Annotated in this window: 21 protein-coding genes; 8 read left to right on the forward strand and 13 right to left on the reverse strand. The window is 46.8% G+C overall.

Features of this window, described 5'->3' with window-relative positions:
• Positions 1–227 precede the first annotated feature (227 nt).
• From QUB64_RS12925 to QUB64_RS12950, 6 genes are all read left to right on the forward strand, one after another.
• Positions 228–1,400, forward strand: coding sequence for a YcjF family protein (locus tag QUB64_RS12925; protein WP_333268837.1), 1,173 nt, complete (start codon positions 228–230; stop codon positions 1,398–1,400).
• A gap of 196 nt (positions 1,401–1,596) precedes the next feature.
• Positions 1,597–2,142 carry a Uma2 family endonuclease gene (locus tag QUB64_RS12930; RefSeq protein ID WP_333268836.1) on the forward strand — a complete coding sequence of 182 codons (546 nt, stop codon included), beginning with the start codon at positions 1,597–1,599 and terminating at the stop codon, positions 2,140–2,142.
• 558 nt (positions 2,143–2,700) lie between these two features.
• Positions 2,701–3,018: a 2Fe-2S iron-sulfur cluster-binding protein gene (locus tag QUB64_RS12935; RefSeq protein ID WP_333268835.1), complete on the forward strand. Its 318-nt coding sequence runs from the start codon at positions 2,701–2,703 to the stop codon at positions 3,016–3,018.
• 65 nt (positions 3,019–3,083) lie between these two features.
• Positions 3,084–3,275, forward strand: coding sequence for a hypothetical protein (locus tag QUB64_RS12940; protein ID WP_333268834.1), 192 nt, complete (start codon positions 3,084–3,086; stop codon positions 3,273–3,275).
• On the forward strand, positions 3,272–4,438 hold the full coding sequence (locus QUB64_RS12945; protein WP_333268833.1) for a DUF3326 domain-containing protein: 1,167 nt from the start codon (positions 3,272–3,274) through the stop codon (positions 4,436–4,438). Before QUB64_RS12940 ends, QUB64_RS12945 begins: the two co-directional genes overlap by 4 nt.
• A 32-nt stretch (positions 4,439–4,470) precedes the next feature.
• A complete protein-coding gene (locus tag QUB64_RS12950; protein ID WP_333268832.1) occupies positions 4,471–5,064 on the forward strand; it encodes a CPBP family intramembrane glutamic endopeptidase in 594 nt (197 codons plus the stop codon).
• 333 nt (positions 5,065–5,397) lie between these two features.
• Here QUB64_RS12950 and QUB64_RS12955 read toward each other — a convergent pair whose 3' ends face one another.
• The 8 genes from QUB64_RS12955 to radA all read right to left on the reverse strand — a co-directional run bounded on the left by QUB64_RS12955 (position 5,398) and on the right by radA (position 10,154).
• A complete protein-coding gene (locus QUB64_RS12955; RefSeq protein WP_333268831.1) occupies positions 5,398–5,814 on the reverse strand; it encodes a TIGR02588 family protein in 417 nt (138 codons plus the stop codon).
• A complete protein-coding gene (locus tag QUB64_RS12960) occupies positions 5,811–6,665 on the reverse strand; it encodes a TIGR02587 family membrane protein (protein WP_333268830.1) in 855 nt (284 codons plus the stop codon). The genes QUB64_RS12955 and QUB64_RS12960 overlap by 4 nt, the downstream gene beginning before the upstream one ends.
• A gap of 55 nt (positions 6,666–6,720) precedes the next feature.
• Positions 6,721–7,050 (reverse strand): type II toxin-antitoxin system PemK/MazF family toxin, encoded by a 330-nt coding sequence (locus QUB64_RS12965; protein ID WP_333268829.1) that lies wholly within the window; start codon positions 7,048–7,050, stop codon positions 6,721–6,723.
• A gap of 3 nt (positions 7,051–7,053) precedes the next feature.
• Positions 7,054–7,275 carry a hypothetical protein gene (locus QUB64_RS12970; RefSeq protein ID WP_333268828.1) on the reverse strand — a complete coding sequence of 74 codons (222 nt, stop codon included), beginning with the start codon at positions 7,273–7,275 and terminating at the stop codon, positions 7,054–7,056.
• 27 nt (positions 7,276–7,302) lie between these two features.
• Complete coding sequence (locus QUB64_RS12975; RefSeq protein ID WP_333268827.1) at positions 7,303–7,836, reverse strand: hypothetical protein; 534 nt, start codon at positions 7,834–7,836, stop codon at positions 7,303–7,305.
• 96 nt (positions 7,837–7,932) lie between these two features.
• Positions 7,933–8,319, reverse strand: a complete 387-nt coding sequence (locus QUB64_RS12980) for a type II toxin-antitoxin system VapC family toxin (protein WP_333268826.1) — start codon at positions 8,317–8,319, stop codon at positions 7,933–7,935.
• A complete protein-coding gene (locus QUB64_RS12985) occupies positions 8,316–8,552 on the reverse strand; it encodes a type II toxin-antitoxin system Phd/YefM family antitoxin (protein WP_333268825.1) in 237 nt (78 codons plus the stop codon). Before QUB64_RS12985 ends, QUB64_RS12980 begins: the two co-directional genes overlap by 4 nt.
• Before the next feature lie 45 nt (positions 8,553–8,597).
• On the reverse strand, positions 8,598–10,154 hold the full coding sequence (gene radA, locus QUB64_RS12990) for a DNA repair protein RadA (protein WP_333268824.1): 1,557 nt from the start codon (positions 10,152–10,154) through the stop codon (positions 8,598–8,600).
• Positions 10,155–10,317: 163 nt separating this feature from the next.
• On the opposite strand from radA, the gene rpaB reads away from it, so the two are divergent.
• Positions 10,318–11,049 carry a response regulator transcription factor RpaB gene (gene rpaB / locus QUB64_RS12995; RefSeq protein ID WP_071587789.1) on the forward strand — a complete coding sequence of 244 codons (732 nt, stop codon included), beginning with the start codon at positions 10,318–10,320 and terminating at the stop codon, positions 11,047–11,049.
• Between the two features lie 381 nt (positions 11,050–11,430).
• Positions 11,431–12,078 (forward strand): cofactor assembly of complex C subunit B, encoded by a 648-nt coding sequence (locus tag QUB64_RS13000; RefSeq protein WP_333268823.1) that lies wholly within the window; start codon positions 11,431–11,433, stop codon positions 12,076–12,078.
• Between the two features lie 222 nt (positions 12,079–12,300).
• Here QUB64_RS13000 and QUB64_RS13005 read toward each other — a convergent pair whose 3' ends face one another.
• The 5 genes from QUB64_RS13005 to rfbB all read right to left on the reverse strand — a co-directional run bounded on the left by QUB64_RS13005 (position 12,301) and on the right by rfbB (position 23,200).
• Positions 12,301–17,619: an FG-GAP-like repeat-containing protein gene (locus QUB64_RS13005; RefSeq protein ID WP_333268822.1), complete on the reverse strand. Its 5,319-nt coding sequence runs from the start codon at positions 17,617–17,619 to the stop codon at positions 12,301–12,303.
• Positions 17,620–18,797: 1,178 nt separating this feature from the next.
• Positions 18,798–19,475 carry an HpsJ-like protein, cyanoexosortase A-associated gene (gene hpsJ-A, locus QUB64_RS13010; RefSeq protein ID WP_333268821.1) on the reverse strand — a complete coding sequence of 226 codons (678 nt, stop codon included), beginning with the start codon at positions 19,473–19,475 and terminating at the stop codon, positions 18,798–18,800.
• Between the two features lie 385 nt (positions 19,476–19,860).
• Positions 19,861–20,529, reverse strand: a complete 669-nt coding sequence (locus QUB64_RS13015; protein ID WP_333268820.1) for a cyanoexosortase A system-associated protein — start codon at positions 20,527–20,529, stop codon at positions 19,861–19,863.
• Positions 20,529–21,380 carry a cyanoexosortase A gene (crtA, locus tag QUB64_RS13020; RefSeq protein ID WP_333268819.1) on the reverse strand — a complete coding sequence of 284 codons (852 nt, stop codon included), beginning with the start codon at positions 21,378–21,380 and terminating at the stop codon, positions 20,529–20,531. The genes QUB64_RS13015 and crtA overlap by 1 nt, the downstream gene beginning before the upstream one ends.
• A gap of 713 nt (positions 21,381–22,093) precedes the next feature.
• On the reverse strand, positions 22,094–23,200 hold the full coding sequence (gene rfbB, locus QUB64_RS13025) for a dTDP-glucose 4,6-dehydratase (protein ID WP_333268818.1): 1,107 nt from the start codon (positions 23,198–23,200) through the stop codon (positions 22,094–22,096).
• Positions 23,201–23,423: the final 223 nt, after the last annotated feature.

A 23,423-nucleotide genomic window follows, 5' to 3' on the forward strand; every position in this document is an offset into this window, starting at 1 on the left:
TTTTAACAGGACTTACCCATTAAGGCCAAAGAAACCGGGTTTTTTACCTAATCTGTGGACTATCGTCAATGATTTTCGTAAAAACCCGGTTTCTGACTACCCCCAAGGCCAAAGAAACCGGGTTTTTTACCTAATCTGTGGACTACCAGGAAGGATTTTCGGAAAAAACCCGGTTTCTGACTACCCGTCCGTAAGTCCTATTTCGTCATAATTTGGAGCAAACAGCCATGTCAGACGACTTTTCCCTAGATGACCTTTTAAACAAAAGTTACGATGCCTTTAAAGATGCAGAAAATCAAGTGGGACAGTGCAATGTTTTAGTCATCGGCAAAACCGGAGTCGGCAAAAGTACGCTGATCAATTCGGTTTTTCGCCAGCGCTTAGCAGAAACCGGAGTCGGCCGCCCGGTAACTCACGGCATCCGCCAATATACAAAACCGAGTTGTCCGATTACAGTCTACGATACTCCCGGACTCGAACTCAATGCCGAACAAATTAAGGTTATTCAATTAAACGTTGCTAAACTAATTGAAGACCAAAGACTCCTGCATCCCAAAGAGCACATTCATGTCATCTGGTATTGCATCAATCACGGCGCCAATAGAATAGAAAGTGTCGAGGAAAGCTGGCTCAAGGAAATGGAAGTTAAAGATGTACCAGTTATTTTAGTTCTGACTCAGACTGCATCGAAAAAGCCGAGCGAGTTTTTCAAGCAACTGGAACACATGAATTTGCCAGTCAGTCAAATCATCGCTGTCATGGCTGAGCCGGAAGAGATTGATGAGGATTATACAGTAAAATCTCACGGTTTAGACAAGTTGGTAGATGCAACTTTTCAACTGCTGCCGGAAGTAGCTAAAAAAGCTTTTGTTAAAGAACAAATTGCTAATGTTGCGCTTAAATCTGACATGGCATTTAAGTATGTAACTGGTTATGTTGCCGGTTCTGCGATTGTCGGTGCGACTCCTGTACCTTTTGCTGATGCGCCGATTTTGATGGCGATGCAAACGGCAATGATTGCTAATATTACTGTGATTTTTGGAATGCCCTTTGATAAGGGATTTGTCTCGGCGATGCTATCTGCTATTAGCGGTGCTGGCGGGGTGACTGCTGTTGGGAGAAGTATTGTTACTAATCTGATTAAAATGATTCCGGGTGCTGGTACTGTTGTCGGGGGTGCTATCTCGGGTGCAACGGCGGCAACTCTCACGCTTGCTCTCGGTTTGGCTTACATTGAAGTTATGAAAGCTTATATGAAAGCTCAAATTAATGGGGAACAGCTTTCTTTGCAGCAGTTGACTAAGATGTTTGTGGATTTGTACAAGGATTATGCTTCGTCGGGGCGTAAAACTTTGAAGGATGACAAACATCAGCCACCGAATCAAATTAATATTGAGTAGGGTGGGAATTGATAATCGGGAATTGGTAAGGTGTTGCGGATTTAAATTTTATCTTCGGCGCGGGCTAGAAGCCCACCCCACAATCAAGAGTCTGAAACCACAATCAAGAGTCTGAAAAATTAGTAAAAGCCGGGTTTCTCGCCTCGCCCGCGCCTAAGTTCTGTATAATATCAGTGAATTCTGCAAAAAGGAGTCAATGACTATGGTAATGACAGCCGTTTTATCAGAAAATGTTTCTCTAGAAGACTTCATCGCCAATCCTCCCGACGATATGGAATGGGTGGACGGGCAAATTGCGGAGAAAAATGGCATGACAGTAAAACACAGTCGCATTCAATCTAGATTAGATCGTGCTTGGGGAAATTACAAGATATCGAGCGGACAAAATGGCGAAGTTTATACGGAAGTTCCTTGTCGCACTGACAGGCGAGTGCGCCGTCCCGATGTTGCTTATCTAACTGCTGAACTTGTTGCTGAATATGGCGATGTTCCTACTTTTCCTCAAAGTCCGCTGTTAATTGCTGAAATTGTTTCTCCTACTGATATTGCGGAAGATGTTTTTCTGAAAGCACAAGAGTATTTGGATTCGGGTTGTCTGGAGGTTTGGATTGTTTTTCCTGAAAGTCGCTGGATAATGATTATGACTCAATCTCAAAAGTTGACTTTTAATTTGGGTTCTACCATCAGCACTCAGCTTGTGCTGGCGGGTTTTAGTGTTGCGGTTGATGAGTTGTTGGGTTGATGGTAAATATTATACCATTTATAAAAAGCTGCGATCCAAAATAAGTATTGTTTTTGTCTCCACTATTGTATAGAAGGTGCGTCGCTATCAGATTATCAAGCTTATTTAGGGATTTTATAGGGCGACACACCCTACGATTACTGCTATATCTTCTGCTTGTGAATAAGTTTGGTGCGTCGCTGGCGAGATGGTTGATATTTGGTTAGAGATTGTTCGTGGCGACGCACCCTACGAGTGGTGAATAAGTTTGGTGCGTCGCTTGTGAGATGGTGGATATTTGGTTAGAGATTGTTCGTGGCGACGCACCCTACGACGAGTCGGATTTTCAAAGCTGCCTCGACTGTCTGGGAAATTAATAAATCCTTAAAAAAATCTAATATTTGTCAAGAAACTGCTTGACAAGATGGCAAGTTTTTGCAGTGTTTTTTTAATAAAAATTACGAACAACATAAAAAATTGTAAATTTGCACAAAATCACCAACAACGGTAAAATACTGATTGCTTTGTTTGCAAATCTACTGTAGATTCCAATTCGGAATTAAAACGAATCATCGAAATATGTCTCAAACCTACACTGTTGAATTTCTCCACCAGGGCAGCACCCATACCGTAGAAGTGCCGGAAGATCAACCAATTCTGCAAACTGCGATCGCAGCGGGCATTGATTTGCCGAACTCTTGCAATTCGGGGGTTTGTACTACTTGCGCTGCTAAAGTTGTTGAGGGTGAAGTTGAGCAGGTTGATTGCATGGGCGTTAGTCCGGAACTTCAAGCAGAAGGTTATGTGTTACTGTGCGTTTCTTTTCCCCGATCGCACTTGAAGATAGAAACCGAAAAAGAAGACATTGTTTACGCTCGCCAGTTCGGTAAATCCTAGGACTAAGTTAAAATTTACGTAAGTACCGAAGTACCGATCGCGGTAAAAACACTATGGATCGCCCTATGACCACCCATTTCATTTCCGCAGAAGTTGACCTTTGCGACACCGCCGATGAACTCCACTCGGCGATTGAAATTGAACTGCAAAAACACGGCGAACCCCTGCGCTGGGCAGTCACAGATGTGGATGTCGATCGCCAAAAAGCCATGGTAGAAGGCTACGTGCTCGTGGAAGCATCCCCCGTAGCAGCGTGAACTCCCCCTCTTTGACAGTGGTTTTGATCGTCCCCACAGGCGTTGGAGCCTCGATCGGTGGGTTTGCAGGGGATGCGCTACCTGTCGCTAGGGCGATCGCCCAAATTTGCGACACCCTGATTACTCATCCCAACGTCCTCAACGGCGCTCAACTTTATTGGCCGATACCAAACGCCCTCTACGTCGAAGGTTACGCCCTTGACAAATTTGCAGCCGGATGCTGGGGCCTGCAACCGGTACATCAAAATCGCATCGGCTTGATCGTGGATTGCGCGATCGAGCCGGAGTTACAATTGCGCCACTTGCAAGCCGTTGATGCTGCTAGAGCTACATTAGGTTTGAACATAACTGATTGTATTTTGACCGATCGCCCCCTGCAAGTAGAATTGTGCACTTCAGAATCAGGGGCATCCTGGGGGACGATCGGCAATCCTGACAGTTTACTGCGCGCCGCCGACAAATTGATCGCACAAGCCAAAGTCCAGGCGATCGCAGTTGTCGCCAGATTTCCCGACGATGAAGGCAGCATCGCCCTCGAAAACTACCGCCGCGGCAAAGGAGTTGACCCCCTCGCGGGTGCGGAAGCCGTGATCAGCCACCTTATTGTCAGAACATTTAAAATCCCCTGTGCCCACGCCCCGGCGCTGTCGCCACTTCCCCTCGATCCGCACCTGTCCCCGCGATCGGCTGCGGAGGAAATCGGGTATACTTTCTTACCTTGCGTGCTGGCTGGCCTCAGCAAAGCTCCCCAATTTGTCACCCCTGCGGTGGGACAGGCATCTGGGCTGTCAGAGGTATTGGGCGGGGAAGATGCCCGCCCCACAAGAGAGAACTTCCATGCAAACAGGCAAAATTTCGAGTCGGCATCCCAGAGTTTGTGGGCGGATCGAGTCGATGCGGTGGTGATACCCGCCACAGCGTGCGGCGGCAGTGCTATTCTGAGTTTGAGCGGGCGATCGACAGTACAGATTATCGCTGTGGGCGACAACAAAACTCAGATGCAAGCTTCCCCAGAAAAACTCGGAATCAAAGCTTTGCAGGTAAACTCATATTTAGAGGCGATCGGCGTATTGGTCGCTTTACGAGCCGGCATCAGTCCAGCTTCCTTGGGTGCAGACATCTCCTCTTTGCGGTGTGTGTCTGACTCTACCAAACAAATCTAACAATCTAAAACCTAAAATTTAAACTTGATTAAGTGGCAGAAAAAATTCCTGAAACTCCCGAAATTGAACCGTTGACGCGCACTCAAGTTTTAGTAGCAATGGGCGTGACAGCAATTATGTTGCTGGCGGTAGCTAAATTGTGGTTGATATTTGGATCGGTATCGCTTTTGCCCGTTAAATTGATCCTCATGGATTTGCTTGCAGGATGTGCGATCGGACTGGCAATTACAGGCGGCAGCGCGATCGTATATCAGCTCTGGCCCGGTTATCGCCGCAGTGCAGACATTTACTTAGAAGTAGTGCTCAAACCTTTGTTTTGGCCGGATTTAATCTGGCTGGGACTGCTGCCGGGACTTAGCGAAGAATTGCTATTTCGAGGCGTCATGCTATCGGGTTTGGGATTGAATGTGACCGGTTTAATTTTATCGAGTTTTTGTTTCGGCATTCTGCACTTGGGAGGAATCGATCAGTGGCCTTATGCTGTTTGGGCGACGGTTGTGGGATTGTTGCTGGGTTACAGTGTTTTAGCGACTGGCAATTTGTTAGTGCCAATTACCGCTCATGTCTGCACGAATTTGATTTCTAGCTGCGTTTGGAAGTGGGAACACAATATGGTGAAGCGCTAGGGCGATCGCACAAAAAGGTTCGTAGTGAGGACTTTAGTCCGCAATAAAGAAGGACTAAAGTCCTCACTACAAACCTTTTGTATGGGTTTGTAGTGAGGACTTTAGTCCGCAATAAAGAAGGACTAAAGTCCTCACTACGAACCTTTTGTATGGGTTTGTAGTGAGGACTTCAGTCCGCAATAAAGAAGGACTAAAGTCCTCACTACGAACCTTTTGTATGGGTTTGTAGTGAGGACTTCAGTCCGCAATAAAGAAGGACTAAAGTCCTCACTACGAACCTTTTGTATGGGTTTGTAGTGAGGACTTCAGTCCGCAGAAATCATCCGATATTTGTTAAGGCAATTGATAACTGCTCGATCGCACAATCAATTCACCTTGACTCGGATTGCGACTAAAAATAAAAGCTCCTTCTTTCGTTTCGCCGCTTGACAAAAAATCAATTTGCTGGTCTCCCGATTCCAAAACTTCGCCTTTGACGCGGAGTTCGGCTACAACTTGCACTGATTGAGCAGTTTCGCCGCCCGTGTTAGTAACCGTAAACGGCACGTAAAATTGCCCTTGGGTGGCGCGAATTGGGGCGCTGCGAGTCACAGAAATCACCGGAGGTTCCTGCTTTTTAGTCGCCCAGTTGTAGAGTACGAGTCCGCTAAGCGCAGACAAGATCGAACAGGCGATCGCAAATGTCACCCATTCAGCAAAAGTTCTTTTTTGTGGCTGTTCCTTCTGACTGTCTGTATTACTGTCACTCATACCGCCAACCTCCCCGCCGCGCCGCCAACAGTCGCCGGCAATCCCAATACTAACGTATAACTCAACCAAACCGACCACGGGTCGTCTAAGCTGAGTTTGTGGAAGAAAAACAGCATAAATGCAGAAGCCACTAGCGATACTAAATACGCCATCACAGTTTCGCTGAGAGGACGCTGAAAAATCCCTTGCTGCTGCTGGCGTTTTGCTTGATAAGTAAACCCAGCGGCGAATACAATACCGTAGGAAATTAGCAGCGAAGCGGCGATAATTGCTAATTGCCAAGGTGGCGAAATAGCTGATGCTAGCATGGGAATTTCGTCAGTTGGGGCGATGTTGAAAGCAATGATCGTCGCACCGATTAAAGTAGCGCCGATATCTGCTACAGTTGGATCGATCGCAGGTTCGCTGTCGCTGTCCGAGCTTTGATAGCGATCGCCGCTCAAGAAACCGCTGGCGAGGGCTACTCCCAAGGCAAAGGGCAGACCTTCAAAGATGATTTTTCCCAAAGCTTCTTGTAGCGGAGTCTCCGGCGTAATTTCCCTGAGCAAAAACAGGACAAAAGCCGCGCAGACAATGCCGATCGCGATCGCTTCTACGGTATCGATCGCAGCATCCCGCCACCGGATGTCCTTAGTTTTGCGAAAACCTTCAGTGCGAATCAGCAGGAAAACGACGATAAAAGTAGTTACAATGGCGATCGACATTTGCGCTGGTTTAGTAGAGGAACCGATCCACCAAACCTCCATCGTATAAAGCAGGGGAATCCCGAACAAAAAGCCGCCCGATGCACCGCGAATAATGTCGTTTAGTTCATTTGACCACTGATTTTTGCGTCTTTTTGACTTGTTCATATTTTAGTGCAAACAGCCTCAAAAAATTGGAAAATCAACTCTTTTTTAAACCCGCTCAAATAGAATACCAGATTTGTTGTATTTTTTCTCTAACTTGCATCCAGTCGCTAGCAGTTAAAATTCCCAATCGACGATTTACCAAACGCTTTTCTATTGTGTTCACCTTATGCAGCCGAACCACTGACAAGCGCAGCAAACCTGCCTGTTGGTATTCTACAATCTCAACATCAAAAACAGTCCGAGTTATTTGACTTGTCACTCTGGCAACAACAATATCTTCATCTCCTGTATCCAAAAGTACCAGCACAGGACGGAGTTTAGATGTTGTTACATCAGCAAAAGGTAGTGCCAGTAAGAGAACTTCTCCTGATTGATAATTCGGCATATTTCAAATATTGTCGTAGATAGCATCTTCTTCGCTGTAGCCAGCCAATAATTGCTCTGCTGCAAGACGATGCCAAGCAGCATTTTCCTCTTCTGTATCAGTTGGTTCTTTCACCAGAACAATAACTCTGACTTCTTGGTTAGCTGCCAAGTATTTTAAGAGAGTATCGGGAAATTCGATTTTCCCTTCATCTGTGACTTTTGCTGGAAACTCGTAAGCTTTCATGATTGTTATATCGGGTTTTTTACAAGATTACGCAGTTTGTGATTTAGTTTCTATTTGCTTAACTTGATTCTGCAACCTTTCAACTTCATCAATTAACTGCAACACTATAATGGCAAGATCTGGTCTAACTTCTGGTTCGGCAGTATTGTCAATCTGTGACTGCGCCCACTCTTGCAGTTGCTTTAACTTTCCTAGTTTGCTAAATACAGGATTTCCATCATGTTCAGCAATACTCGCAACTTCCTGACTAAATGCAGCTAACCTAGCAAATAGTTCATCCTTCCACGAACCTACCAAAATGCGCTGATTCACTGTGTAATGTGCCCGATTAGGAGTAGTGAATGTCACATTAGGCATAGCTAAAAAGTTATTATCTAAAGTTTGTGATAAATCAAAGGTTTCGCAAACAATCTTTAATATTTGTATAAATTGTTCCTGTTCTTTAACTGTCAGCGGACGCTCGAATAACACAGTATGAGTATGTGCAGCAATAGCCTTATCTGTAGTTGGGTGATTTGTAGAACGAATCGTTAAGTCGTTCAAATTGTATTGTTTTTTCATTTATTCCGCTTCTTCGTAAGGTAAGGTTGAAAATCAGCTTCTTCATTTAAAAAATCAAAGGCATTATTCGTCTCTTTATTTTTATACTAACTTAATTCACCACACTCTGGCGATCGCATAATCATCAAAAATAGCATCCACGCTCAAAACGGGTATCTGTTGGGCCATAGACTGGGCAATTATCAGCCTGTCAAATGGATCGCGGTGGTGCAAAGGCAGTGAAGCCACAACCTCAATGTGGCTGAGATTAATTTCTAGTAGCCCGATATTGCTAACACTCAGTTGCTGTCTGACAAACTCCATAAAAGGCAGACTAAAGTTTAGCCTGCCTATGCTGTGTTTAATCGCCATTTCCCAGATGCTAGCCATACTGACTAGCTTCTCGTTATTTTCATCCTCTATTAGCAGTTTGACATTGGCGCTAAGTCTAGGGTTGTCCGTGACATACCAAATAAAAGTATGAGTGTCCAACAACAACCTCATTCCATGTACTCCTTAAATTCTTCTAGCGGTTCGTCAAAATCATCGGACATCCAAACCATTCCTTTAGCACTCCCGGCTTTTGATGGCCAGCGCTTCTTATTAGCTGGCGGGATTACTACCAATTTTACAACAGGCTCGTTATCCTGAGCGATCGCAACTTCTTCGCCTCTGAGCGCCGCTTCGATTAATTCCCGAAGCTTTTCTTTTGCCTCAACAATGTCTACTTGATACATAATTTTTGCGTCCTTAAAGTTAATTTTCCATCTCACCATTCTAACTCAATTCGACAAATCCTCTTCCTCCAAATCAAGAGAGGGCAACTCCAAATCATCCGACTGCAACTGAGCCGGAGTAGCCGGAATCGCGGCAATAATTGCATCGATTACTCTAGCCACCGGAATAATTTGCATCCCCAAATCTGGTACGGGTTGATTCTTAGGAACGATCGCCCTTTTGAACCCCAACTTAGCCGCCTCCCTCAGCCGCAACTCTAGCTGAGCAACAGGCCGCACCTGTCCGCCCAAACCGACTTCACCCAGCAACACAGTGCGCGCATCAACCACGCGATCGCGAAAACTGGCCACAACTGCGATCGCCACCGCCAAATCCGCCGTCGGTTCCTCTACCTTCAGCCCGCCCACCGACGCCACAATCGTATCTAACTTAGATAAAGGAATCCCCACCCTTTTCTCTAAAACCGCCAAAATTTGCTGCAATCTCGAATTATCCACACCAGTAGTAGAACGGCGCGGCGAACCAAAACTCGCAGGGCTAACTAACGCCTGAATTTCTACTAAAATTGGTCGAGTTCCTTCACAAGCAACCGTCGTCGAAGTACCGGGCGAAAATTCATCTTTATTGCCTAAAAATAACTCCGACGGATTATCGACTTCTCGCAAACCGTGTGCTACCATTTCAAAAACACCGATTTCGTGAGTCGCCCCAAAACGGTTTTTCATCGATCGCAAAAGCCGGTGAGAAGCAAAGCGATCGCCCTCAAAATAAAGTACAGTATCTACCAAATGTTCCAAAACCCTCGGCCCCGCCAAAGCTCCATCCTTCGTAACGTGACCGACAATAAATAAAGTAATATTTTCCCTCTTCGCCACCTGCATCAAAGCCGACGTACATTCCCGCACCTGAGCCACCGAACCCGGAGCCGATGTTAAACTAGCAAAATAAATAGTTTGGATGCTATCAATCACCGCCACATTAGGTTTCAGTGCTTCCAACTCCCGCAAAACAACTTCTAAATCAGTTTCTGGAAGCAAATAGAAATTCTCCGCTGAATTGTCCTCCAAATCCGTTTTAACTTCCCCGTTGCTGCCAGATTTATGTCCGCCATTACTTGACAAATCCACCGGATTAGCCACACCCAAACGCTGCGATCGCAACTTCACCTGTTGACCGGACTCCTCCGCACTCACATAGAGTATTCTATCCTTGCGAGCCAACATATTCGCCACCTGCAACAGCAGAGTCGATTTCCCGATTCCCGGTTCCCCGCCAATCAACACCAGCGAGCCCGGAACAATCCCACCTCCCAAAACTCGATCGAGCTCCCCAAAACCAGAAGGCCAGCGAGACTGAGTTTGGTCAGCAATCTGCGATAATCTAAAAGATACCCTTGGTTGACCCTTCGACTTATCAGGAGGCGAACCGCCTACTGTCTTAGTTGTCACCCCAGTGAAACCAGCTCGCGGCACACCAGCAGTAGGTTGTTCTACCTGCTCGTCAAAAGAATCCCACTTCTGACAGCTAGGACACCTGCCAAAATATTGTGGTGAATCATAGCCGCATTCCCGACAAATATATTGTATTCGAGGCTTAGGCATTGTTGATTATGATAAATAGTCACCCTAACATTTAGAAAAGTCTGAGTTAAAGCAATTATCAAGCTTTCAGACCGATCGCACACATGATTCAATCTGTATCTTCTATGATAGGGTACAAAAAATTAAGAATATCTGAAATGTAACTTAAGGAGTGCTCGGTAACTTGGAAAACCATAAAGAAAAAATTCTGGTAGTCGATGATGAAGCCAGTATCCGCCGCATTCTGGAGACTCGCCTTTCCATGATTGGCTACGATGTCGTCACCGCTGCTGACGGCGAAGAAGCTCTCGAAACATTTCGCAACACCGAACCCGACTTAGTAGTTTTGGACGTGATGATGCCCAAACTCGACGGTTACGGCGTTTGTCAGGAGTTGCGCAAAGAATCAGACGTACCCATCATTATGCTAACTGCTTTGGGAGACGTAGCCGATCGCATCACCGGTTTAGAATTGGGCGCCGACGATTACGTCGTCAAACCCTTCTCTCCCAAAGAGCTCGAAGCCCGCATCCGTTCGGTACTGCGCCGGGTTGACAAAAACGGCGCTTCCGGGATTCCCAGCTCCGGAGTCATCCACGTCACCAACATTAGGATTGACACCAACAAGCGCCAAGTTTACAAAGGCGACGAACGAATTCGCCTCACCGGCATGGAATTCAGCTTGTTAGAGCTGCTTGTCAGCCGTTCTGGAGAGCCTTTTTCGCGATCGGAAATTTTGCAAGAAGTTTGGGGATACACGCCCGAACGCCACGTAGACACCCGCGTGGTGGACGTTCACATCTCCCGGCTAAGAGCCAAATTGGAAGACGACCCCAGCAATCCTGAATTAATTCTCACCGCCCGCGGCACCGGCTATCTCTTCCAGCGAATCGTCGAAATTGGCGAAGTCGGGTAAAGTCAGTTGACAGTGGGCAGTGGGCAGTTGACAGTTGGCAGTTATTAAATTACCAACTACCAATTTATAGAACTTAAGCACGGGTGTCCAGAAACCGGGTTTTTTAACCAAAATACTTGGTTAAAACCCTCAATCTCGGTAAAAAACCCGGTTTCTTGCTGGGCGAGTGCGTCATGCTTAAATGAGTAATGATATCTTCTCCGATCGATTACAATAACAAAACCGCTTCGTTTCGTAGTGCGGACTTCAGTCCGCAGCATGCGAGCGGACTGAAGTCCGCACTACGAACCTTACTGCTTCGGTTCGTAGTGCGGACTTCAGTCCGCAGCTTGAGAGCGGACTGAAGTCCGCACTACGAACCTTACTGCTGACTATTGACTAATGACAAAATCTGACCCCAATAAAGTTTTGCGGCAATTGCCCTTAGTTGCAGGAGGGTTAGCAGGTACGCTGCTGATGGTCAACCGCTTGCTGACGCCGCAAATTACAGATTCTCAAGCTCGATCGGACGTTTTGGGAGTAATTATCAGCGCCCTGCTGATTTTAACAGGTTTGCTGTGGCAACAGGTGCAAGCGCGATCGCCCGATTCCGTACAGCTTATCGGCTCTGAAGGCTTCGAGTTAGCGCCGGATTTACCCGATGCCGTCAAGCTAGAATTAGCCTGGGCGTCGCGTTTGCTGTTGACAAATACCGCCACAAGGGCGATCGTAGTTTTTTACAAGGGAAAAGTTTTATTGAGGCGCGGCATCCTAGGCGTCAACCCCGAAGTCAAGCCAGGGCCAATATTGCAGCGAGTGTTAGACAAAAACAAACCAGTTTATTTAGTAAATCTGAACATCTATCCCGGCAAAATCGAATTCGACTATTTGCCAGAAAATACCCAAGGAGTCATCTGTCAGCCGATCGGCAGCCAAGGCGTGTTAATATTAGGTGCTAACGCGCCCCGCAGCTACACAAAACAAGACGAAAACTGGGTAGAAGGCATTGCCGAAAAACTAGAAAATACCCTCAGCCAATTTGAGATTTGAGATTTGAGATTTTAGCTGGTATGGTGCTGGTGGGCGCATCTTCCATTGCACGCAGGGGTTGCCAGAAACCGGGTTTTTAGCGAAAATACTCGGCTCAAACCCTAAATTTAGGAGAAAAACCCGGTTTCTTTAGTCTGCTGGCGTAAGTCGCAGGTGCGGAGCGAGTGCATGATTTTTCCCAACCATCCAAAAGCTACAAGCTGACGCACCCTAATGTCATACTCAGATTGTGCGGAAATCGCTAACACCGAGCGAGGTAGCATTTACTCCAGTTAACGAAGCAATTACTTCTCCACTTCCCTTAACTTTAATCAGCGCATTGTTATTGTTCTGACTAATTTCTAACTGATTAAAACTCAAACCTCCCGACAATCCGATCAAATCCTGACCTTTGACAAAATCCGAGACAATATTGAATTCTTGATTAAATCCGATGACAAATATGTCATTGCCCAAACCGCCAATTAAAGTGTTATTCCCTGAACCTCCAAACAAAATATCATTACCTTCGCAACCAATCAGCGTGTCATTTCCTAAGTCTCCATAAATCGAATCGTTGCCTTTGCCACCGTCAATTAAATCATTGCCTTGACCGCCATAAACTAAGTCATTTCCTGCACCGCCGCACAAAGTATCATCACCCAGTTGTCCGTAGAGACTATCATTACCTTGACTACCTTCAATTAAATCGTCTCCTTTGCCGCCGGATACAATATCGTTACCTTTACCGCCGTCGATAAAATCGTTACCTTCATTGCCAAAGATTAAATCATCATCATTTTGGCCGTTAATTGAATCGTTGCCCCGATCGCCGAAAATCACATCTTTACCCAAACAGCCCAAAATAATGTCGTTTCCTTTGCCACCAAACAGGATATCGTCTCCCTGATTGCCGTCAATGAAGTCATTGCCTTGATTGCCGTTGAAGATATCATTAAAATCTCCGCCAAACAGGTTGTCGTTGCCAGTTAAAGCATCGAAAATATTGGGCTTGTTGCTACCAAAATATGCGTCGTTTTTGGAAGTACCAATTAGCACACCACCATTGATAATGTTATCAATTTGTTGGTTTGGTTTGTTGAGATTTGGATACTCAATTTTGTCGCAAATGCAGTTTGTATCGGGAGTGTTAACAGGCGTTGGAGTCGGTACGGGTGCAGGCGTTGGAGTTGGTACGGGTGCAGGCGTTGGAGTTGGTACGGGTGCAGGCGTTGGCGTTGGTACGGGTGGAGGAGTTGGAGTTGGCGTTGGTACGGGTGGAGGAGTTGGAGTTGGCGTTGGTACGGGTGCAGGAGTTGGTGTTGGCGCAGGCGTTGGAGTTGGTGCAGGAGTTGGAGTTGGAGTTGGTTCAGGCGTTGGAGTTGGTTCAGGAGTTGGCGTTGGAGTTGGTTCAGGCGTTGGCGTTGGAGTTGGAGTTGGTGCAGGCGTTGGAGTTGGAGTTGGAGTTGGTTCAGGCGTTGGAGTTGGTTCAGGCGTTGGCGTTGGAGTTGGTGCAGGCGTTGGAGTTGGAGTTGGTTCAGGAGTTGGCGTTGGAGTTGGTGCAGGCGTTGGAGTTGGAGTTGGAGTTGGTTCAGGCGTTGGAGTTGGAGTTGGAGTTGGTTCAGGCGTTGGAGTTGGTGCAGGTGTTGGTGTTGGAGTTGGTTCAGGTGTTGGTGTTGGAGTTGGTTCAGGTGTTGGAGTTGGAGTTGGTTCAGGTGTTGGAGTTGGAGTTGGTTCAGGTGTTGGCGTTGGTGTTGGTTCAGGTGTTGGAGTTGGAGTTGCTGTGACTGATGCGGAAATTGGGAAATCAAAGGGATTTTCATCACTATCATTATTGGCAAATTGCAACGTACCTGCAAAAGTTCCGGCTGTCGCTGTATCGACTTGAACTTGCAGGTTAGTTGTATCGTTGGGGGCGAGAGTTGCCGGGAAATTTCCAACTAAGCTAAATCCGGTTGGTAGGGTAGGATTGCTGAGGTTTAAAGCTGCTGTACCAAGATTTTTAACCGTGAAGGTTTTGTTGAGAGTGCCACCAATTAATGCACTGCCAAAATCAATTGTACTTGCAGTACCATCAACTATGTCTGTGGTTCCATCCAAAACTTGGATTTCTGGTGCAGGTGCTGCGTCGTTATCAATAATTGTCAGCGAACCAGATAACGTGTTTCCCAATTTAAGACCGCTAGAAACACCAGAGATTGTGACAGTACCTGCTTCGGTACCTTCGATTAGTGCATCATCCTTGATATTGACGGTAAAGGAACCTGTGGTTTGACCGTTAAAAATGGGAATGACGATCAAAATATTCCCAGTAAAGTCATCGGCAGTGGGAGTTCCCAAATAATTAAGATTCACAGTTTGATAGCCGACAACTGGTTGGGATGCAGTGGCGGTTATGGTAATCGCTGTAGTTCCTGCTTCTGTGCCGATACTGGGGGAAACTGAAAGGTTAACTGTGGGGAAGTCGTTATCGATAATTGCGACGGAACCTGTTGCAGTTCCTAGCGCAATACCGCTAGAAGGATTCGAGATTGTGAAAGTACCTGTTTCAGTAGGTTCGACAAGTGCATCATCATTAATATTGACGGTAAATGAACCCGTGGTTTGACCGTCAGGAATGGTAATGCTGGTGGGGATAGTACCAGTAAAGTCAGCAGCTATTGCTGTCCCTGAAAGATTAACATCAACGGTTTGATTTCCGACAACTGTGCCTGATGCAGTGGCGGTAACTGTAATTGCTGTGGTTCCTGCTTCTGTGCCGGTGACTGGGGAAACTGAGAGATTGACTCTGGGGAAGTCGTTATCGGTAATTGCAACGGAACCAGTTGTCGTAGTTCCTAGCATAATATCGCCAGAAGGATTGGAGATTGTGAAAGTAGCTGTTTCGGTACCTTCGATCAGCGCATCGTCATTAATATTGAGGGTAAAGGAACCTGTGGTTTGACCGTCAGGAATGGTAATGCGAGTGGGAATAGTACCAGTAAAATCAGCAGCTATTGCCGTCCCCGAAAGATTAACATCAACGGTTTGATTTCCGACAACTGCGCCTGATGCAGTGGCAGTAATTGTAATAACTGGACTTCCGGTTTCTGTACTGCTGAAGGGGGAAACAGAGAGGTTGACTGCGGGCAAGTCGTTGTCGGTAATTTCGAGGAAATCTATTGGTCTAGGACTTAGTATAATACCACTAGAAGGATTAGACAGTGTGAAAACAGCTATTTCGGTGCCTTCGACGAGTGCATCATCATTAATATTGATAGTAAAGGAACCTGTAGTTTGACCGTTAGGAATGGTAATGCTCGTGGGAATAGTACCAGTAAAGTCAGCAGCAGTGGCCAGCTCGGACAGGGTAACATCCACTGTTTGATCGCCGACAACAGCTTGGGATGCAGTGGCGGTAACTGTAATTGCTGGACTTCCGGTTTCTGTACTGCTGAATGGAGAAACCGAGATTTCAACTGTGGGGAAGTCGTTATCGGTAATTGTCAGTGTCGCAGTAGTATTCGCGGCAACTGGATCGAGAAAGTAGTCCCAATTGTTGGGATCGGCAGTGATGCTAACTTTGACTGTTTCCCCTGGGTTGATAATGGCATCATCGATGGGGACGGCATTGAGAACAGCGGTGGTTTGACCGGCGGCAATGGTGAAAGTATTGGCAGTAACAGCGGTGATATTTGTACCCGCAGTTAGGGAGTAGTGGCCGGGGTTGGCTGCGGTACTGCCGGTGGTGTTGAAGTTGACGAGTAAACCGCCTGCGGGGGCGGGAGTGTCGAGGGTAATATTAAATGTGCCGGTGGTGGGGCCGGTTTCGGTGGGGGTAGTGCCGCCGCCGGCGATGCTGACTTTTGGGGTGTTGTTCAGGAGGATCGAGGTGGTGTTGGTGCCAACGTTCGCCACAGCTAAGTCAGGTTTGCCGTCGCCGTTGATGTCGCCGATGCTGACTGAATTGGGGCCACTCCCGGTGGTGAAATCAATTTTGGTGCCGAAGGTGGGGGTGGTGTTCAGGAAGATGGAGGTGGTGTTGTTGTTAAAGTTCGCCACAGCTAAATCAGGTTTGCCATCGCCGTTGAAGTCGCCACTGCTGACTGAATTGGGGTTCCCAGTGTTTAAGTCAACATTGATGGCGAAGGTGGGGGTGGTGGCGCCTGTGGCGGTGGTGTTCAGCAGGATCGAGGTGGTGTCGCTGAGACTGTTCGACACAGCTAGGTCAGGTCTCCCGTCGCCGTTGAAGTCGGCACTGCTGACTGAATTGGGGCCACTCCCGGTGGTGAAATCAATTTTGGTGGCGAAGGTGGGGGTGGTGGCGCCTGTGGGGGTGGTGTTCAGCAGGATCGAGGTGGTGTTGCTGGACCAGTTCGCCGTTGCTATATCTGGTTTCCCGTCGCCGTTGAAGTCGCCGATGCTGACTGACCAGGGGTTAGTTCCAGTGGTGAAGTCTACTTTGGGGACGAAGGTGGGGGTGGTGGCGCCTGTAGGGGTGGTGTTCAGCAGGATCGAGGTGTTGCTGCTGCCAACGTTCGCCACAGCTAAGTCAGGTTTCCTGTCGCCGTTGAAGTCGCCGATGCTGACTGACCGGGGGTTAGTTCCAGTGGTGAAGTCTACTTTGGGGACGAAGGTGGGGGTGGTGGCGCCTGTGGGGGTGGTGTTCAGCAGGATCGAGGTGGTGTTGCTGCCAACGTTCGCCACAGCTAAGTCAGGTTTCCCGTCGCCGTTGATGTCGCCGATGCTGACTGAATAGGGGCCACTCCCGGTGGTGAAGTCTACTTTGGTGGCGAAGGTGGGGGTGGTGGCACCTGTGGGGGTGGTGTTCAGCAGGATCGAAGTGGTGTCGCTGAGACCGTTCGCCACAGCTAAGTCTGGTTTCCCGTCGCCGTTGAAGTCGCCGATGCTGACTGAAATGGGGCCAGTCCCAGTGGTGAAGTCAACTTTGGGGGCGAAACTCAGGATGCCGCTGTAGGTTTTGAGGGCGGTTTCTGTGAAGGGGAGTTTGGGTGGTGTGGGGGATGGGGGGATGAGTTGTTGAATTTCCCAGTTTCCGCCTAGTGCTGTGTTGCCTGTGGGGTGGGGGTTGGCGGCGATTTTTGCCCCGGTGAGTTGGTGGAGTTGGGTGAGAAAGTTCGGCAGCGGATTTTGTAGCGGATGTAACGGATGGGTTGTTGGTGGGTGGTTTGGTTTTTGGTTGGTGGTTGTCAAATCGGTTGTGGCGGCGACGTTGCAACCGTAAATAACGATCGCTCCGTCTTCAGTGAGCCGATCGCGCCATTGTTGTAGCTGTTGAGTATATTGTGGGAGGGTTTCAATATTTAAGGCTGTATTCCCTAACTGGAGATGACCAGGAGCACCATGCGAAATAATATGAATAACTGAGTATTTCTGCCCTGCGATCGCTGCGGTGATTTGTGCGATCGCATCCCGATTCGGATTGAGGATGGTAACTTCAACATTTGGATCGATGCCGTCAATCAGGGTTTGCTTGTCTGAGATATCGGCTGCAAAGAATGCGTGTTCGCGATTTTTGGTAGTCGCTTGAGGTGTGTGGAGTGTCAATGTTGTGTGTGACATATTTTTGCTAATTTATGATTGGTTGGAAATAACAAGGTATTGAAGAGCTTTACTTGTTTGTCAGTTGGCGGGCGGTAATCTGCCGAAAAGATGCTCAAAATCAGCTTCCGTTTTTGTTCATCGAAAATGAACGCGGAAACTGGTTATCTTCACTCAAGGCTGCCAATATGCGATCGACTCTCACCACCAACCGGGCTAGGGCGTGTTTTCAAACCCGGAGATCCCCCCCAGCCCCCCTTAAAAAGGGGGGAGAAAGAGTCTTAAAGTCCCCCTTTTTAAGGGGGATTTAGGGGGATCTGAATTTGATGGAGAAGTGTGAAAACACGCTCTAGTCATCGCAGCGTAAAACCGAGGGTTTTGCCGCAGGATGGCTGCTAGTAAGGTAAAGTTCGATCGCCCAAGTCCCGAGATCGAGTAAATTTTATGGAGTATTGAGTTGGAAGATATTGAAGCTTGGCAAGTAGTCTGCACTTGAAAACAAGGCAGTGGCTTGGTGGTAGATACTTGCTATGACTGGGGCACCCGATTAAATATTGAAATAATTTATGAAGGCAAGACAGTGCATCCGCAATCTGACACGGTAGCTGCTTGAATCTGAATGTTGCATAACTTTACCGAATTACCGCTGAGTTTTTTGCAAAATCTATCTTGCGGTAAATGACCCTTGACTGATGCTCGTGATTATACCATGACCAGTGGGAAAAAAGTGCGATCGATCTCAACAAATAATGATGACTTATAGCGTTGCTATTTGTAGCAAAATGTGGTATAGGATTTTTTACAGAAAAATTAGGATTAAATTAGGAAGTGCGATCGACAATAAGTCAGTAAGGAGGGTAAGGGCGATCGCCAATATACCTTGATTAGATTGCGCTGGGGCGATCGTCATTGCCACGTCAAGATAGGAAATCTCACACTACCAAAAGTATGGCTTAAAGGTCGGGTGGCGCGATCGGCGGCTGTGTCCATGACACAAATGTCAAATTAATCAAGGTACGTAGTTGCGCTTCAGCGCTATTTAAATATATTGATAAAGAGGGCTGAAGCCCAACTACGTACCTATTTCTATGATGACAATAAAACCGCCCTGCTTCTTAAGGGGGATTTAGGGGGATCTGGCCTCGGGGGTAAACAACAAATACAAAGGGTATTAGCCTGGTTGTTGATACCAATACTTACTACCTAGCCCAATCAGTACCGCGCCAGATTGTGAAAAACAAAACACTAGAAATCAACGCGCCCAGCAGCCACTTAACAGCATTTTTGAATAACCCCATGCGCTGATTTGACTGAACCGTCGCGCTTTGGGCCTGCAAGCGTTCCTTAGCGGGAGTAATTCTCGAAAGAATTTGGCTTTTCAATTCCTGCGGGTTTTGCGTATTCGCTTGCACCCCCAAACGAGTAAGTTCCCCCGCCAAATTCTTTAAATCTTCAGGAGTACCCTTGTTTAGCTTGTCTTCCACCTGCTGCAACTGAGCTAATTGTTGGTTTGCTTGAGTAGTAATTTGCTTGTCGTTTTGATTGTTCACGTAGATAGTGCCAAAAATTCCCAAAGGCATCATCAACAGAAAAACCACGGCCAGCAGCAGACAAACCCAAGACAAAACCTTCAAAAAAACGTTTTCCAAACCTCTGCGGTCATACCCTTCTCCAAAAAATATCAGCGCCATTGCCAAAAGAGGAACTGGCACCCGTTCCACTACCGCGCCAATCGTCTGCAATTCCCAGACGCGATTGCCAAAATTTGCTGGCAGAAAAACTGCGATCGTATCTAATAAAGATAGAATTAATAGACCGTAGCCAATCCAACGCAGCCTGTAGATAGAAAAACCTTGCTCGCCTTGTACGTCATTCATAAAATCATCACAGTTGTTGTTGACAAAAAATCTCTCTCGATCGGGACTCAATACCTCTCGGTTAAGGAACTTTGCCCGGGCGATCGCGCTCCGAGTTTACAAGCATTTCAGAAGAATAAATCCTACAATTTTGTGCTTAACCCAGAGATATTGAACTGGTTCCAAGGCTGTGCCTGGGAACCCATACCACTCTTGCTCTGCCTCGGCTCTTAAATGGAGGCAGAGCCTCCAGATATGCGTTACCAGGCACAGCCTGGTAACGAGTAACTTACGCACTAAGAGCAAAGAAACCGGGTTTTTTACTTAATCTGCGGGCTAATGCGAATAATTTTCGTCCATCAACCCGGTTTCTGACCACCCGTGCGTCCAGGACTATTGACTTCACTTAAGGTTCGGGAAATCGGGGCTGCCACCACGCATACCATGAAACCCAAGCATTCTCTAGGATTTTTTGGGCATTTTCTGGAGTTGTTTTATCCAAAGGTACAGACATCTGAGTCCACAAACAGCGCCGGTCTTGAATATTTCCCCTACCCAACAGCCAAAACAGTACCCGGTTCGGCTGCCAATCGCGAGTATTGCGATTGTATCTAAACTGTTCGGCAGTTACTGTAGGACTGCCGCGAGGATTGATACACGAACTCAAATACAGTCGATTTTTCTGTAGCAAAATTCCGTGAAACCCCCCGCTTTGAGTCTTTGCTAATGCTAGTTTACCAGGAGACGACTTCAGAATAGTATGTCCCTTCATCATACTTTCCACATCCCCGTTGGTGCCTACCACATAGCGCATCTCTATTTCTAGAGCAATGCTATTTTTTTGATATTCATACTTTCTGGCAGCATTGACTTGTGAAGTATCGCTAATTTTCAGGGGTGCGCTCTTTTGTAGTTTCCAGTCTGCTAGAGGCACCGCAGAGGGAAAGTCAAACTGGGTTGCAGAATGATTGCCAGTCGAGGGATAGAAGGTCAACTTTCCGGCAACTAACAAAACTCCTGCAAAAGTAAAAGCTAACAGAGAAATTCTAACTGGTTTCCAATAGGTAATAGCCATTAGCAATTTTGTTTTTCCTTATTTTGCGGTTCGTCTTTCAAGATTGCAAACCAGCAGAATAACCCGAAAATTAATACAGCTATCATGGAAAAGACTACCGATCCATTTCCTTCGTGCCAGTATTTAAATGCTTCGGGTTGAGATAGCGATACCAGCACTGCCATCAGAGCAACTCGCGCGGCATTCACTATAAATGCAATCATGACTGCAACGATTGGCACTACAATTTTCTGCCCTACAGTTGTCGGAAACATCAGCAAAAAAACCAGGGCTAGTCCTAACAATTGTAGAATTGCATTCACCCCCGAACAGCCGTGATACACTTCGACGCTGCCCTTTTCTAGGATGAGAAAAACTCCTTGTCGCACTACTTCAAATCCTAGATAGTGCAGGATGAAAGCTGAAAATTTTGCGGTCAATAGGGCTACATTAACAAATACTCCGATTAATCCGGGAGGAATAGCTGTATAGGCAAGAATTAGCAGTTCCTGCCAATATTGTTTCAGTCCTTTTGTGCCGGAAGCTAGCAACGCCAGACTTACTCCTGTCAAGAAAGGCGAAGCCCTGATAAAAAAGTCGTATCCAGATATCGAAGAACTTTTGAGCAATATGAAAGCAATTAATGATGCCCCTAAGAAGCTGGCGAAAATTCCGCTTTCAAAATTTAAGGATTCGTGCCTTTCCCAAATGAGAAATGCTACGACTCCCCAAAACAGTAACATTGTGCCAAATAGGTCAGTGTCGTTGGTTCTGGAAGTTAGAGTCAGGTGCAGGGCAATCAAACCGGAGGCGATGCCTAACAGCCAGTATTTGGGTTCTTGGATGTGTTTGAGCCAGTTGATTTCGGTCATTGCTGGTTTCTATTTTTAGATAAGATGTATGGTTGAAACCACCAGAAAGTCAAACGATGTCCGCACTTCGACAAGCGATCGCGACCACCTCCGCGGACTCAAGATGAGACGGCGGTTGTAACCGCTGCTATACAAACGATGTCCGCCTCCGCGGACTGAAGAAGACAAGGTAATTTTAACCGGTTGTTCTTCAACCCGCGGAGGCGGGTTTTGCTTGTATAGATGCGGTTTCAACCGCCGGGTATTCTAAACCGTATTGCCTTATATAGAAATTATCAGCTACAAACAGTTGCATATATGTTTGGCAGATGAGTTTTAACTAAATCTTCACAAAGTTTGACAAGGGTGAATATTTATGATATACAAATGCACTTAATTAAATCAGGAATTGGGGAGCAACCGGGTTTTTTAACTAAAATACTTGGTTCAAGCTTTGGATAAGTGCTAAAAAACCCGGTTAATGATTTATATCATGTTCGGTTGATTACGCTAACAAAAATGGATCTTTGCGGACTTGGGTCTTGGGCCGGAGAGCGGACTGAAGTCCGCACTACAAACCTTTGTTATTGGCGGGGAGCGGACTGAAGTCCGCACTACAAACCTTTGTTATTGCCGGAGAGCGGACTGAAGTCCGCACTACAAACCTTTGTTATTGTGGTCAATCTACAGGACATGATATTACGCGCTAGATGGGAGCGATCGCACGCCAGTGACTAATTAGCGTATATCTTGCTGTAGTAAGTTTGATATTCCTCAGAAAGTAGGGGTTCCCACCACTCGCGATGGGCTAAGTACCATTCCACGGTCTGCCGCAAACCTTCTTCAACTGTGACTGAGGGAGTCCAACCTAACTCTGTTTTAATTTTGTTGGCATCAATAGCGTAACGCCGATCGTGCCCGGCTCGATCTTTGACAAATGAGATCAATTGTTCGCAAGGACGCGCGGGCAAATCAGCAGCTAATTCGTCCATTAGTTGGCAGAGCATTTTGACTAAATCGAGATTTTTTACCTCGTTGTTACCACCAACATTGTAGGTTTCCCCGGGCTGGCCGCGGTTGATAACGGCATCTAAGGCGCGACAGTGGTCGAGAACGAACAGCCAATCTCGCACGTTTTGACCGTCGCCGTATACTGGCAGCGGTTTCCCCAGTAGCATATTGATGCACATTAATGGAATAAGTTTTTCGGGGAAGTGATAGGGGCCGTAATTGTTGGAACAGTTGGTGATAATTGTTGGCAGGCCGTAGGTGTGGAAATAGGCCCGGGCGAGGTGGTCGCTGCCAGCTTTGGAGGCTGAGTAGGGACTGTTGGGGGAGTAGGCGGTTGTTTCGGTAAATGCTGGGTCGTCGGGGCCGAGACTACCGTAAACTTCGTCGGTAGAAACGTGGAGGAAGCGCATTTGTGATTTGATTGACGAATCATCAATGGCTTCCCAATGCTTGCGGAAGGCTTCTAAGAGTGTGAAGGTGCCGACAACGTTGGTTTGAACGAAGGCTCCAGGCCCGATAATTGACCTGTCTACGTGGGATTCTGCGGCAAAGTGGGCGACTGTGTTGATGTTTTCTTCTTTGAGCAAAGTATCGACTAGGGTACGATCGCAAATATCTCCCTGCACAAACCGAAAATTTTCTCCTCCTTCCAAACTTGCCAGGGTTTGTCTGTTGCCGGCGTAGGTTAAAGCGTCGAGTACGACTACTCGTGATCCCGGATAGCTGCTGCACCAGTGATGCACAAAATTCGAGCCGATAAATCCTGCTCCGCCTGTCACCAACAATCGATGAGGATGTCGCTCAATGCCTTGATTCCCGCTGTCTGTCATAAAAATAAGAGTTTTTCCAATAACTAAGTCTTTTCAAAAGTAGCCTGAAAAGTGGTTTGTCATCAAGTGTGGGTCGCCCTGTGATTAAATTTTCTCTTGTCTGACTTCAGGTTTTCTAATTTATGGGCGATCGAAATGTTGGCTAACTTGACTTGAAGTTCTACGGATTTTTTAGTCCAAACGCTTGCAACACAATGGTTTCAGATTTTTAAACTGGCAGTTT

Origin of the sequence: Microcoleus sp. Aus8_D2 (assembly GCF_036702665.1) — a bacterium.
Taxonomy (GTDB): Bacteria; Cyanobacteriota; Cyanobacteriia; order Cyanobacteriales; family Microcoleaceae; genus Microcoleus.